Genomic DNA, 14,031 nt, shown 5'->3' on the forward strand with positions numbered 1-14,031 from the left:
TCAGCCAGCCACGCCCGAACGGGTTAGCCAGCCAGCCAACCGGATCAGGCCATGCCCAAACAATTCCCTTTCCACGTCGCTGGCGGCAGCCTTCCCGCCGCCCCGGCATTTCCCGGCTTGCCCAAGCCATTTGACTTCAGTTTGCCCGAAGCCAGCGAACAGCTCGCAAGAGGTTCGCGACGCCGACGCCTGTGGGAAATTTCGCACAAATTCCACTGCCCGATCATTGGTGTCTGCTTTGCCGTTGATGAACTGCGCAGCCTGATGAAAAAAGTGATGCACTTTCCGGGTGACACCAGCGATTTCGTTTTGCACACAAGTGCCGTCGGTGCCTGCGAGCATCGGACTCCGCTCGCTGAACTGCTCTACAAAACACTGGAACGCCGCTATCAGACGGACATCCGTCGCTTTGCCGCCGCCAGGGATACGCCGAGCCTTCGACAACTCTGGCAGGAAAGTCGGCGGATCGGAACGGCCATTCCTGCCGCTCTCTGGGCGACATGGTCGCATCCGTCCTGTGACAAAGCACTTGAGCAGGAAATTTATGGCGACATCCACATGCTTCAGCACCAGATCGGGACCGGCACCAGGACCGACTTGAAAGCGTTCGCCAAACTGCAGCAAGAAAATCTGGAGCTCGAACGCCAGGTCATGCTCGCCCGTCAGGAAATTGCCCAGATCCGCGAAGAACGCTTGCGCGAAGCACAACGCCAGGAACAGTGCATCAGCGAATTACGCATCGAACTTGCCGGCAAGGACGCCTGCCTGGCGCGTCAGGCAGGCGAGCTGGACACCCTGCGCAGCAGCATTCCCGAACTCAAGAACAGGCAGGCGCTGGCCCGTCGAGCCAGTGATGCAGAAGCGCGCGCACTGGCCATTTCCGCCCATGCCGCCCGGCTCGAAATGGAAAACAACGCACTGCGCCGAAATGGCCAGAATGGGTTGCCCGACATCGAGATGGATGAAAAACCCGCCGTACCGGCCTGCGATCTCACCCAACTGGCCAGCCACGAACGGCTGGATGGCAAAAATGTGCTGTGCGTCGGCGGGCGGGCAGGATCGATCGAGGCCTACCGCGGCATCATTGAGCAGCATGGTGGACGCTTTCTGCACCACGATGGCGGCCTTGAAGAAAGCCTGCACCGGATCGATGGCGCACTGGCCGCGGCCGATCTGGTCATCTGCCAAGCCGGCTGCATCAGCCACAACGCTTACTGGCGGGTCAAGGAACAGTGCAAGCGGACTGGCAAGCCATGCATCTTCATGAAAAATACTGGAGCATCAAGCCTGGCCAGATCGCTTGCTGAAAACATCAATCGACTGAGCACACCCGATACGGCCGAGCTCGAATAACTCCAAAACAACTTAAAGCCAACGAAACACAATTGACATTCATTCGCATTTATATACAATGCGAATGGTTCTCATTGTTTAATCTTTCTTCGGAATTGATGCCATGTACGTCTGTGTTTGCCACGCAGTGACCGATCGCCAGATTCGTGAAGCCGCGCAAGGCGGGGCCAGAACCCTGAAAGACCTGCGGCGCGACCTTGGTGTGACCCGCGACTGCGGTCGCTGCGCCTCATGCGCCCACGACTGCCTGCAGGAAGCAAACGGCAACCAGAAAAAACCCGGCAAGGCGATGCGCAAAACAGCCTGAGTTGACGTCTTTCCCGGCAAATACACCGCCCGGCGACCCATTCAGCCAATCTGAAACAAAACGTCTTGGCGTTACCGCCAATTTGGCCCACGGGCACCTTGCTGGCAAGGCACCCATCGCACGCCGATCATGCTTCGTTGAGCAAGACCCAGTGATTATCCAGCGCCATTGGCTTCGGCCATGGCAACAGCGCTGCCTTGGCAGTCGGATGCCAGCGAACCAGACCCAGCCCCGTCGCAACCAGCACGCCCCCACCCTTGCCCGGACCATTCCAGCCGGCCAGGGCATAGGCCTCTTCAAGCTCGACGATGTGCGTCAGCTTGTCGGGCGTCGCCGGATGCCACAACTGAGCCAACCCTGCCTGATTGCTCGACAAGGCAAAGCCGCCGTTATAGGCCGCCGTTATATCGCCCGCATAGCCAAAACCATCATTGGCACGCGTCGGCACGCTCAGTTCATCACCCTCAAGAACGGCCAGAATCGGGGCAGAAGAACGTTTGCCGGCATCGTCGTGCTCAGCCTGGATGGCAATCCCGAGATAGGCGTCGGCATCAAGCGGCGCATGGCTCCAGGCCAGGTGACGCAAACTGAGCCTCGGATCATCAAGACGCCACTGGCGCAACAACTGGCCGTTGCGCTGATCGATGCGGACCAATGACGGGTCCATCCGGTGCAGGTCGTATTTTTTATCTGCCGAGGTCCGCGGCACACCGCCGTTGGCAACGATCAGATTGCCTTGATGATCGAGCAGCAGTTGATGTGGATCGATACCACGGGTTTCCCACTCGGCGACTTTCTTCAGCGTCTTGAGCTCACGAACGCCAATTTTCCCTTGCCCGGTCGTCAGATTTGTTTCCGTCGTGTAGAGCAAGTTGCCGTTGGCCGAGACAACGGCGTGGCCGTTCAGACGAACGGAGGCGCTTTCTTCAGCCATGTCGATTTGCTGGACAATCTTGCCATCTGCGTCGCAGCGCAATATCCAGCCACCCGGCCGAGCGCCGACCACGAGCAGGCCGCCGTCAGGTTCGGGCAGCAAGCCATGCGGACGGGTTGGCAAAGGCACGGCGTAGGCGATATCAATTTTCTTGCGATCCCAGTCAGCCCGCAGCGCACCGGCAAAATACGGGTCGTTCTTGTTCGGCCCGCGCCAGGCTGCACCTAGCGTTGCTTGCTGGATGGCCGACGCAGCCAGCGACAATTTAGGCAAAGCAGCCATGCCCAGCAGGGCCAGCAGCATGTGACGACGATTCATTTTCATTCCACGATAAACAGGTTCAACAGCAACAGCCGGCACTTGCCGGCTGCTCCTTGTAATTAACGGTAGGCGGCTCGGTCAAGCAGCTTTTGCGCCGTTGCAACATGCTTTGCAAGGGCACTGATCGGCAGGGTGTCGGCCTTGAACTTGCCCATCGCATCAAGCGCCGGATTATTGGTCTGGACGCTGGCCACGACCGGCCACTCATTGTTGCCATCGGCGAAATAACGCTGGGCATCGTCGCTGGCCAGGTACTCCAGGAACTTGACGGCGGCTTCCTGATTCTTCGCCGTCTTGACCATGCCGCCACCGGAAATATTGATGTGCGCGCCATGCCCGGCCTGATTCGGCCAGACGATGCCGACCCGTTCCATCATCCGGCGCTCGTCCACCTTGTCGGAACGAATCAGACGGGCCAGGTAATAGGTATTGGAAACGGCCACGCCGCACTCACCGGCCGCCACCGACTTGATCTGATCAGTATCGCCACCCTTCGGCGCACGGGCAAAGTTAGCGACAACGCCCTTGGCCCACTCCTCGGTCTTGGCTTCGCCATCGTGGGCGATCAAGGAAGAAACCAGGGACAGGTTATAGGGGTGCGAACCGGAGCGGCTGCACAGTTTGCCCTTCAGTTTCGGATCGGCCAGCGACTCGTACGTGGCGACATCCTCTGCCTTGAGTACATTGCGGTTATAGATGATGACGCGCGCCCGGGTCGAAAAGGCAAACCAGGTATCGCTGCGCAAATGGGCTGGAATCCGCGATTCGAGCAGCTTCGACTTGACTGGTGCGAACAGCCCCAACTCATCGCTTTTGGCCAATCTGGCGGCGTCGACCGTGATAAACACATCCGCCGGGCTGTTGGCACCTTCGTTGCGGATACGCTCCATCAATTCCTCTTCCTTGCCTTCGATCCGGTTGATCTTGATGCCGGTCTGCTTGGTGAAGTTGTCGTAGAGCTTTTCGTCGGTCTGATAGTGGCGGGCTGAATAGAGGTTCAAAACCTTTTCCTGAGCCTGGGCGGCAAAGCCGGTCGTTGCCAGCAACAGGGCAATCAAGGTCATTTTCTTGTTCATGGGTCGGTTCTCCTGAAAGAAGGTGCTTTTAAATAATCGGTAGAAATCTGGCTGAGGCTGGCCACGCCGCACAAGGCCATGCAGGCTTCGAGCTCATCCTGCAACAGGCGCAGGACGTGGGCGACACCCAGCGGGCCGGCAGCCGCCAGCGCGTGGATATAGGGACGGCCAATCATGACGGCCGATGCCCCGAGGGCAATGGCCTTGAAAATATCGGTACCGCGCCGGATGCCGCCATCGAGCAGGATGGGGACGCGACCGAGCAGACGCTCGGCAATGGCCGGCAAGGCATCGAGGCTGGCCGGCAAGGTATCGAGCGTGCGGCCGCCATGGTTCGAGACAACGATGCCGGCAGCCCCGAGATCGACCGCGCGGACGGCATCGTCCGGATGCAGGATGCCCTTGACGATGACCGGCAAGCGGGTCGTCGCCAGCAGCCATTCAAGATCACGCCAGGTCGGCGCATGCGGCATCAAGTCATCGAACACAGTACTGGGGCCGCGCTGCGCCCGCTTTTCAGCATCTGAACGCCGACGCCGGGCCATGCCTTCAACATCGTCGGCCTGCTGCGGTCGACGCAGGTTTACGGCCTCAATGCCAGGCGGCAGTTGGAAACCAACACGCTGTTCGCGATTGCGTATGCCGTGCAAGGGCGCATCGACCGTAAAAACAATGGCTTCGTAGCCGGCGGCTTCGGCCCGCTGCACCAACTCGGCATTCAGGCTGCGTTCTGGTTGCAGGTAAAGCTGGAACCAGCGCGGCCCATCGCCGCCCCGCCGGGCTGCGGCAGCCACATCCTCGATCTGGCAGCTGGCCAGCGTGCTGAGCACCATGCCGGCACCCAGCGCCGAGGCGGCATAGGCGGTTGCCAACTCGCCATCCGGATGAAACAGTTTTTGCCAGGCAACCGGCGCCAGCAGCACCGGACTCGGCAGTTCGCGGCCAAGCAGCGTCGTCCGGCAATGCCCGCCAGCGACATCGGCCATCACCCGCGGCAGCAAGGCACGGCGATCGAAGGCGGCGCGGTTCCAGGCCTGCGTCAGCTCATCGGCTGCCGCACCATCGAGGTAAGCCCAGGCATTATCGTCAAGCCGGCGACGGGCGTAGGCTTCATAGTCGGCCAGCGCAACGATGTCGCGCGGAATGCCGTCGAGCAACGGCGCCTGGAACATCAGCTGTCAGCCCAGCGACGCAGCAGATTGTGGTAGCAGCCGGTCAGACGGACGACGGGCTCGCTGTCGCCTTGCGTCTCGCGCAGGCTGAGCAGCGCCATGTCCATATCGAACAGCATGCGGCGCTGACCGGGGTCGCGCACCATGCTCTGCATGAACATGAAGCAGGCGACGCGCTCGCCCGCGGTAACGGGTGCCACTTCGTGGATCGAGGTCGAGGGATAGACGACCATGCTGCCCGCCTTGAGCTTCAGGCCGTGCTTGCCGAAGGTGTCTTCAATGGTCAGCAGGCCGCCTTCGTATTCGTCGGGTTCGGAAAGAAACAGTGTGGCCGAAACATCGGCCCGGACATAGCCGCTGCCGTCCGGCATCTGGCGCATGGCGTTGTCGGTATGGAAGCCGTAGTAGTTGCTGTCACCGCTGTAGCGATTGAAGAATGGCGGCAGTATTTTCAGCGGCAGCGCCGCCGTGAAAAAAGTCGCATTGCGGTTCAGTGCGCCCAGCACCAGACGGCGCAAGGCCGGCAGATGCGTTGCGTTTTCGGCCAGTTGCTCATTGTTCTTGGCTTTGGCCGCCTGCAAGCCAGCGGTTATTTGCCCATCCGCCCAAGTCGATTGTGCCAGCAGCGATTTCGCGGTCGACAGCTCTTCCGGGGTCAAAACGTCATCGATAGTGATCAGCATCGCTTCCTCAAGCAAAGACGCCTCCGACTTTACGGTCGGAGGCGTTGGGTCAGACGAGTCTTAGAACTTGTATTCCGTGCTCAGGATGAAGCGGCGCGGCTGGCCAACATAAGTGAAGCCACCGTTGTCGTAGATCGCGTCGTAATACAGCGTGTCGAAGACATTCTGGATGTTGAGCTTGATCGTGTACTTCGGCTGTTCATAAGCCACCATGGCATCCCAGCGCGTATAGGACGGCACGAAGTTCGGGTTGAACGGCGTCGTTGCGCTGTTGCCGGTCGGGGCACCGCCGTAGCGTTTGCTCTTGTACTCCATGCCGCCACCCACCTTGAAGCCCATCGGCAACTGATAGGTGGACCACAAATTGAACGTTTGCTTCGGCGTATTACGGGCATTGTGGCCGATGAAGTTCGCATTGCCAGTCGTCGGTGCAACCTCAAGAATTTCAGCATCGATCAACGACAAACCGCTGAAAACCTCCCACTTATCGGTAATCCGGCCAGCCAGTTCCAGCTCCAGACCATCCGACTGACGTTTCTTGGTCAGGATCGAAGAAGTGGATTCCAGATCGGTGTTGCGCTCCCAGTTTTTGGTCGCCGTGTAGAGAGCCGTGCGGAAAGCCAGGTTGCCGTCAAGCAACAACCACTTGGCGCCAATTTCCGTCACCTTGGAACGTTCGGCTGGATACTGGTTACCCGACAGTTGGTAGAGATCGGCCGTCGGGCTGAACGAATCGCTCCAGCCGAGGTAGTAGTGCTGCGCCGCCGAAGGCTGCCACGAGAGGCCGGTACGGTAGCTGTTTTCGCCGAAATCACCGCTGAAGTTGCTGACCACGCCGGTATTGCTGACCGATTGATAACCGGAACGCATTTCATCGCGGCGGATACCTGCGGTCAACTTCCAGTCACGGACAAATTCGAGCGTATCCTGGACATAAGCACTGTAGGTATCGCCGTTATAGGTATTCGGCGAGGCAGAGGTGTAATGACCGGACTTGTACACCGGATTGGCTGCCGTCCCGAGATTACGCAAAGCCCAGCGCTTTGAATCTTCCTTCAGATACTCCACGCCGGTAACGAGTTCGTTACGCATGCCGAAGATATTGAATGCAGTATTGAAATCGCTCTGGATGACAAAGTTGTCGGTATCGAATTCACGCGTTTTTGCACTGCCGCCGTTAACCGATGGAGCACCATTCTGCGGCGCGCCAGCCCAGTAGGAGCGCTTGTAATTTGCGGCACGCATGACGGTGCGCCATTGCGTATCGGGCGAAATCTTGAACAGGTAGTTCAGGGTCGTGACATTGGTCTGGCTTTCATCGAACTGACCGCTGACACCCCAGTAAGCCCCCGACTTGCCGTAGTTGGATTCGGGCTTCTTGGCCTGACCGTTGAAGGGCACGCCATAATCCGGACGATCATTGGTCTGCAACCAGAAATGGCTCAAGGTCAGTTCATGCTGCGTACCCAGGCCAAAGGCGATGCTCGGGGCAATGCCCTGCCGATGGATTTCCGGCGTCGTCCCGGTCACCGGGTTGGAGCGCGAACTACCTTCGTCACGATTCATCAGATTGAGGCGCAACGCGGTTGTTTCGCCGATCCGCTGATTCAGGTCGGCCTTGGTTTCGAAGAAACCATCGGTACCGAAACCGGCGCTGACCTTGTTAATACCGTAAAGCATCGGGGTCTTGCTGACCTGGTTGATCACACCGCCGGCCTGACCGCGGCCAAACAGCATGGCGGCCGCACCGCGCAGCACATCGACCTGCTCCAGGTTGAATACCTCACGGTCGTACTGCGCCGTGTCGCGAATACCGTCGAGGTGCATGTCGCCGAAGGTATAAAAACCGCGCAACATCATGTTGTCGCCCGAACGACCGCCTTCCGCAGCATTGAACGAAAGACCGGAGACATTACGCAACGCTTCGCGCAACGAATTGGCTTCCTGCTCCTCCATCAGCGAACGGGTAATCGTCGTGATTGCTTGCGGCACATCGTGCGGGTCCTGAACCACCTTGCCGACACGGGTCTTGCTGGCCCGATAGCCATCCTGCTGCTCGGCATTGGCTTTGACGGTCACCGGGGCAAGTGTCGCTTCCTGGGCGACAGCCACCCCTGTGACCCCCATCAGACCGACGAACATGGCGGCCCCCAGCGGCAAAACCGGGCTGGAGCGATCAGTCGAACAGGGAGTTGAAGACAAAGGCCCGGCTTTTTCCCGGGCGAGCAACTTGGTTTTTTTCACGGACAGTCCTTTAGCGAGTCATTGAGGCGGCTGGCTGGCGAAAGGCTGGCTTGCCGAATTCTGCGTTTGAGAATCGGTCGACCGCAGCAGGGCAGTCAGTGGACTACCCTGCTGGAAAAATACCGGACAGGCTCAAACAGTTTCTTTGAGAACCTGGCTGGCTGTGCAGAATTGGCTGGCTAGTTCATAAATAGAAACGAGAATGTATCTCATTTGTAAAAAAAGCTCAAGACCGACCCGCAGGAACAGCGTGGAAGACGCTCAATACACCTCGATACCCGGTTGCCCCTCCTGCACTTCGCCGATCACCGAAACATGGCTGAAGCCTTGCTGCAGGAAGATCGACAACACTTCCGTGACGGTATCGGGAGCGCAGGCAACGAGCAGCCCACCGGAGGTTTGTGGATCGGTCAGCAGGTGGCGGGCAGTGTCACCCAAGGCCTGATCGAAGACGATATCCTGTCCGTAACTCGCCCAGTTGCGCCCGGAAGCACCGGTAATCACACCGGCCTCGGCGAACTCCTGCGCCCTGGGCAAGAGCGGAATATCGGTAAATTTGACTTTGCCGCGCAACTTGCTGCCTTTGCAGACTTCGAGCAAATGCCCCAGCAAGCCGAATCCGGTGACATCGGTCACGGCATGCACGCCGTCCAGACAGGCGAGGACCGGCCCCGGCGTATTGAGTTGCGTGGTACTGGCCACCATGGCGGCGTAATCGCCCGGATGAAGCTTGTCCTTCTTGAGCGCGGCGCTGTAGGTACCGACACCGATCGGCTTGCCGAGAATCAGCTTGTCCCCGGCCTTGGCTCCGGAATTGCGCTTGAGATGATCCGGATTGACCAGACCGATGGCAACCAGACCGTAAATCGGCTCAACCGAATCGATGGTGTGGCCACCGGCGATCGGGATCCCTGCCGCACGACACACCGCATCGCCCCCGGCAAGAATCTGGCCGATGGTTTCGAGCGGCAGGACATTGACCGGCATGCCGACCAGCGCCAGTGCGAAAAGCGGCGTGCCTCCCATCGCGTAGACATCCGAAATGGCGTTGGTCGCAGCGATGCGGCCAAAATCGAAGGGATCGTCGACGATAGGCATGAAGAAATCCGTCGTTGCGACAATCGCTTGTTGTGCATTGATCTGGTAGACCGCAGCATCGTCGCTGGTTTCGGTACCGACCAGCAACTGGGGCGGGACGATGCCTGGCGGCATGCCGGCCAGGATTTTCTGGAGCACGGCCGGTGCAATCTTGCAGCCACAGCCGCCGCCGTGGGAAAGTTGGGTAAGTCTGGGTTTTTCGTCTGACACGGCTGGTTTCTCGTTACGAATGTTCAAAATGGATTATTCGGCATCGAAGCCGGCGTCCTCGATGGCTTCAAGCAAGGCAAGGCGCTGGATTTTTGCCGGGTCGAAAACAACTTTCGCCTCCCCTGCCTCAAGCGACACATCGGCTGAATTCACCCCTGGCATGGCCAGCAACAGCTGATTGATATTTTTGACGCAACCCTGGCAACTCATGCCGCCGACCTTGATCAACGTTTCTTCCATGCTTTACTCCTTGTTCAAAAACGGTTGCTGACGCAGCAACGCAGTCATCTCACCGGCAGGCAGCGGCCGGCTGAAATAATAGCCCTGGACCATATCGCAGCCCATATCGCGCAACAGGGCAAGTTGTTGTGCATTCTCCACCCCTTCGGCCAACACAGTCAGACGCAGATTACGCCCCATGCTGATGATGGTCGAGGCAATGGCCCGGTCATCCGGATCGCTTTCCAGATCGCGGATGAAGGAACGGTCAATCTTCAATTTACCGACCGGGAAACGTTTCAGGTAAGCCAGCGATGAATAGCCGGTGCCGAAATCGTCGAGCGAAAGCTCCACCCCCATCCGGTTGAGCGACGACAAGGTACCGAGATGGATTTCGGCATCATGCATCACCGTCCGCTCAGTCACCTCCAGTTCAAGCAAGCCGGCCTCCAGCCCGCTGGCAGCCAGCGCACCGGCCACCGCCTCGACAAAACCGGCTTGGCGAAACTGCACCGGCGCAACGTTGACCGCGACAATCATCTGCGGCAAACCGGCATCGCACCAAGCCTGCGCCTGGCGGCAAGCTTCACCGAGCACCCAATCCCCCAGCCGGTTGATCATCCCGGTTTCTTCGGCCACCTGAATGAAGCTGTCCGGCATGATGATGCCGAGTTCCGGATGCCGCCAACGAACCAGCGCTTCAACACCGACGATCAATCCGCTCTGCAGGCTGACCAGCGGCTGGTAATCCAGCGTGAATTCATTCAGGCGAAGCGCCCGCCGCAGATCGCTCTCGATCAGCAAACGCTCCAGCATCGCCGTGTTCATTGCGCTGGCGTAGAACTGAAAGGCGTTACGCCCTTGCTCCTTGGCCTTGTACATCGCTGTATCGGCGTTCTTGAGCAGGGTTTCGGCATCTTTTCCATCTTGCGGATAAAGGCTGATGCCCAGCGAGGCTGTCACGGTCAACTCGTGCCCACCGACAAAAAAGGGCTCATTGCAGACTTCGACCAGACGCCGGGCAATTTCGGCCGCAGCCCCGGAATGGGTCGATGGCAACGCAAAGACGAACTCATCGCCGCCCAGGCGGGCCAGCGTATCGACCCGCCGGACGACAGTCGACAAACGCTGGGCAACCGCGCAAAGCAGCTCATCGCCCAGGCTGTGCCCCAGGGAATCATTGATCCGCTTGAAATGGTCGAGATCGAGAAAAATCAGCGCCGCAGCCCCTTGCTCGCGCTCGGCGACAGCAAGCAACTGAACCATCCGGTCGGCCAGCAGACGACGGTTCGGCAAGCCGGTCAGCGCATCGAAATCAGCCAGCTCCCGCGCCTGCCTTTCAGCCGCGCGCTGGGCTGAAATATTGAGGACACTGGCGACCGATGCCGTCCGGCCATTGAACCGGGTGGATCGCCCCAGCAGGCTGACAGGAATCGATTCGCCATCCTTGTGACGAAGCGAAAGTTCGTATTGATGGCTGGAGATGCCCGCAGTCTCCTCAGCAAGGTGCTGCAGGAAAAGCGCCTGCTCACCCGGCACCAGCAGATCAAGCGGCCCCATCCGGTCAATCAGTTCATCGGCCGAATAGCCGATCAACTGGAGCAAATGAGCGTTGGCATATTTGAAACGGCCATCCTGATGGATGAAAATCCCGACCTGCGCTGCCGCCATCGCGGCATCAAACAGGGCGTCGTACTCCGCCTCGCCACCTTGATGCCCGGCGAGCACATTGGCAGCATCACCGAAAATCATTTTCCGGCCCTTTCTGCCTGTGCTTAACGGTCATCAAAACTCCTCTCAAAGCCCTATTTTTTCTCCTGCCGCAGCGCATTCGGCTGCCAACGTTTCAGAAGAAGCGAATTCGACACCACCGAAACCGAACTCATGGCCATTGCAGCCCCGGCAAAAACGGGGTTGAGCAAACCGAGTGCAGCCAGCGGAATACCTGCCACATTGTAGATGAATGCGAAGAAAAGATTCTGCCGTATCTTCCCCAAGGTGGCCGTGGATAGGTCGATTGCGTCGACTACACCGAGCAGGTCGTTACGAATCAGGGTCAGGTCGGCCGCCTCGATTGCCGCATCCGAACCAGCCCCGATCGCGAAGCTGACATCGGCAGCCGCCAGCGCCGGCGCATCGTTGATACCATCGCCGACCATCGCCACCAGCAAGCCATCCGCTTTCAGGCTGGTCACCGCGCTGGCCTTATCACCCGGCAGGATACCGGCACGAAACTCGACGATACCGGCCTGCGCAGCAATGGCGGCGGCCGTTGCCTCATTGTCTCCGGTCAGCATGACGACCCGAATACCGCGAGCCAGCAGGATTTCCACCGCCTGGCGGGAGGTTGGGCGCAACGCATCGGCAATCGCCAGCAAAGCCAGCACTTGCCGCTCATCGGCCAGCACGATCACCGTCTTGCCCGCTTGCTGCAAAGCCAGCACCTCGGGATCGGCTGAACAATCGAGCCAGTCGGGCGAGCCGAGGCGAAGCGCCCGGCCAGCCAGGATGCCACTCACCCCATGACCGGGATATGCCTTGAAATCCTGCGCTTTTTCGAGGTCGACCGTACCCAGGGCTGCCAGCACGGCTCGCGCCAGCGGATGCTCGGAATGCTGTTCAAGGGCGGCGGCAAGACGCAATGCCTCATCACTCGCCATGCGACGCGGGACGATATCGGTCAGTTGCGGCTGGCCGCAGGTCAGCGTTCCAGTTTTATCGAGCGCCAGAACCCTGATTTTTTTAGCCCGCTCCAGCGCTTCAACATTCTTGACCAGAATTCCGGCCCGAGCCCCCTGCCCCGTCCCGACCATGATTGCCGTCGGCGTTGCGAGACCAAGGGCACACGGACAGGCGATCACCAGCACAGCCACGGCATTGATCAAGGCGGCAGAAAAATCGCCGCTCTGCAACCACCAGCCAAGCAAGGTCAGGGCCGCAATTGCGCAGACAACCGGAACAAAAATGGCAGAAATCTGATCGGCCAGGCGCTGTACCGGAGCCTTGGAGCCCTGAGCCTCGCCCACCATCCGGATGATGCCGGCAAGCAAAGTGTGCTCACCGACGCCGGTTGCCCGACAATGCAGCGCACCATGCCCGTTCGCTGTCGCGGCAAAAACCTTGTCGCCCGCCTTTTTACCGACCGGCATGCTTTCCCCAGTCAGCATCGACTCATTCAGGCTGGATTCGCCGTCAATCACCTCGCCATCGACCGGGACGCTCTCGCCCGGACGAACCATGAAAATATCGCCCGGCATCAATGCTTCAACCGGCATTTCAACCCACTGCCCATCACGCTCGACCCGCGCCATGCGCGGTTGCAGGCGAACCAGCGCCTCGATCGCCTCCGATGTTCGCGACTTGGCCCGTGCCTCCAGTAATTTACCGAGCAGGACCAGCGTAATGACTGCCGCACCGCCTTCGAAATAAACGTGCTGCGCCAACCCGAGCAGGGTCACGACACTGGACAGCAACCAGGCCATGGTCGTCCCCAGGGCAACCAGCACATCCATATTGGCACCGCCGCCACGCAACGCTTTCCAGGCGCCATCATAAAAACGCCAGCCGATCCAGAACTGAACCGGTGTCGCCAGCGCAAACTGCAGCCAGCGAGGGAGTTCATTCTGGTGACCATGCTCGCCAAACATGAACAACATCTGGCCAAGCAAGGGCAAGGTCAACGCAACCGAAATCCAGAAACGACGAAGATCGCTGCGGTAAACACGGTTTTTCTCGGCTTTTTCGCGCTCGCGCGTCTGACTATCAACCCGAGTGGCGGAAAAGCCCGCCTTGGCCACCGCGGCGATGACCTGCGCCTCGTCTGCCGCCCCGGAAAAACGCACGCGGGCACGTTCGGCCGCCAGATTGACGTTGGCCTGCAAGCCCGGCTGGCGATTCAGCACTTTCTCAAGGCGCGCAGAACAAGCGGCACAAGTCATGCCTGCAATGGCAAATTCGACAACCTTGCCTGCGTTATCGTCGCTCATTTGACCAAGAGCACAGGACAATGCGCCAGGTGCAACACACGGCTGGCGACCGAGCCGGCGATCAAGCCGGCAATGCCACTGCGGCCATGCGACCCCATGACAATCAGGTCACAGCCAAGCTCGGCGGCAACCTTGGCAATCACCTCGGCCGGCTGTCCGACATGAATGTGGCTGGTGTGATAACGCCCCGCCTGATTGAGTGCCTCTTGTGCCGACAGCAAATCTCGCTGCCCTTCTTCAAGGTAATAGTCATGCAAAGTCTCTTTCCCGATATGCGCCTGCACACGGCCCATCGGAATCGGCGGATGCACGTTGAGCAGGTGGATTTCCGGCATCTCCCGGTACCACGAGGAATGAGCGATCAATTGATCAACGGCACGCAAGGCGCAATCGGAGCCATCAACGGGCAATAAAATTTTCATCAGTGG

12 protein-coding genes are annotated in these 14,031 nt (G+C 59.3%); 2 read left to right on the forward strand and 10 right to left on the reverse strand.

Annotated elements, in window-relative coordinates; all coding sequences use genetic code 11:
* Positions 1 to 51 precede the first annotated feature (51 nt).
* Both KI614_RS11020 and KI614_RS11025 read left to right on the forward strand, forming a co-directional pair.
* Positions 52 to 1,353, forward strand: a complete 1,302-nt coding sequence (locus KI614_RS11020; protein WP_226405810.1) for a DUF2325 domain-containing protein — start codon at positions 52 to 54, stop codon at positions 1,351 to 1,353.
* A gap of 103 nt (positions 1,354 to 1,456) precedes the next feature.
* Positions 1,457 to 1,660, forward strand: a complete 204-nt coding sequence (locus KI614_RS11025) for a (2Fe-2S)-binding protein (RefSeq protein WP_226405811.1) — start codon at positions 1,457 to 1,459, stop codon at positions 1,658 to 1,660.
* Between the two features lie 127 nt (positions 1,661 to 1,787).
* Here KI614_RS11025 and KI614_RS11030 read toward each other — a convergent pair whose 3' ends face one another.
* From KI614_RS11030 to KI614_RS11085, 10 genes are all read right to left on the reverse strand, one after another.
* The gene (locus KI614_RS11030; RefSeq protein WP_226405812.1) at positions 1,788 to 2,912 is read right to left on the reverse strand and encodes a DUF1513 domain-containing protein; all 1,125 of its coding nucleotides are present in this window, start codon (positions 2,910 to 2,912) and stop codon (positions 1,788 to 1,790) included.
* 62 nt (positions 2,913 to 2,974) lie between these two features.
* A complete protein-coding gene (locus KI614_RS11035; RefSeq protein ID WP_226405813.1) occupies positions 2,975 to 3,991 on the reverse strand; it encodes a Fe(3+) ABC transporter substrate-binding protein in 1,017 nt (338 codons plus the stop codon).
* Positions 3,988 to 5,163, reverse strand: coding sequence for an alpha-hydroxy acid oxidase (locus tag KI614_RS11040; RefSeq protein WP_226405814.1), 1,176 nt, complete (start codon positions 5,161 to 5,163; stop codon positions 3,988 to 3,990). The genes KI614_RS11035 and KI614_RS11040 overlap by 4 nt, the downstream gene beginning before the upstream one ends.
* Complete coding sequence (locus KI614_RS11045; protein ID WP_226405815.1) at positions 5,163 to 5,846, reverse strand: Fe2+-dependent dioxygenase; 684 nt, start codon at positions 5,844 to 5,846, stop codon at positions 5,163 to 5,165. Before KI614_RS11045 ends, KI614_RS11040 begins: the two co-directional genes overlap by 1 nt.
* Before the next feature lie 60 nt (positions 5,847 to 5,906).
* Positions 5,907 to 8,090, reverse strand: a complete 2,184-nt coding sequence (locus tag KI614_RS11050) for a TonB-dependent receptor (RefSeq protein WP_226405816.1) — start codon at positions 8,088 to 8,090, stop codon at positions 5,907 to 5,909.
* Between the two features lie 261 nt (positions 8,091 to 8,351).
* Complete coding sequence (gene selD / locus KI614_RS11055; protein ID WP_226405817.1) at positions 8,352 to 9,398, reverse strand: selenide, water dikinase SelD; 1,047 nt, start codon at positions 9,396 to 9,398, stop codon at positions 8,352 to 8,354.
* 33 nt (positions 9,399 to 9,431) lie between these two features.
* Positions 9,432 to 9,638, reverse strand: a complete 207-nt coding sequence (locus KI614_RS11060; protein ID WP_226405818.1) for a heavy-metal-associated domain-containing protein — start codon at positions 9,636 to 9,638, stop codon at positions 9,432 to 9,434.
* Positions 9,639 to 9,641: 3 nt separating this feature from the next.
* Positions 9,642 to 11,369, reverse strand: a complete 1,728-nt coding sequence (locus KI614_RS16410) for a putative bifunctional diguanylate cyclase/phosphodiesterase (RefSeq protein ID WP_319002654.1) — start codon at positions 11,367 to 11,369, stop codon at positions 9,642 to 9,644.
* 53 nt (positions 11,370 to 11,422) lie between these two features.
* A complete protein-coding gene (locus KI614_RS11080) occupies positions 11,423 to 13,603 on the reverse strand; it encodes a heavy metal translocating P-type ATPase (RefSeq protein ID WP_226405819.1) in 2,181 nt (726 codons plus the stop codon).
* Positions 13,600 to 14,025, reverse strand: a complete 426-nt coding sequence (locus KI614_RS11085; RefSeq protein WP_226405820.1) for a universal stress protein — start codon at positions 14,023 to 14,025, stop codon at positions 13,600 to 13,602. The genes KI614_RS11080 and KI614_RS11085 overlap by 4 nt, the downstream gene beginning before the upstream one ends.
* Between the last annotated feature and the right edge of the window lie 6 nt (positions 14,026 to 14,031).

The organism is Dechloromonas denitrificans, assembly GCF_020510665.1.
Taxonomy (GTDB): domain Bacteria; phylum Pseudomonadota; class Gammaproteobacteria; order Burkholderiales; family Rhodocyclaceae; genus Azonexus; species Azonexus denitrificans_B.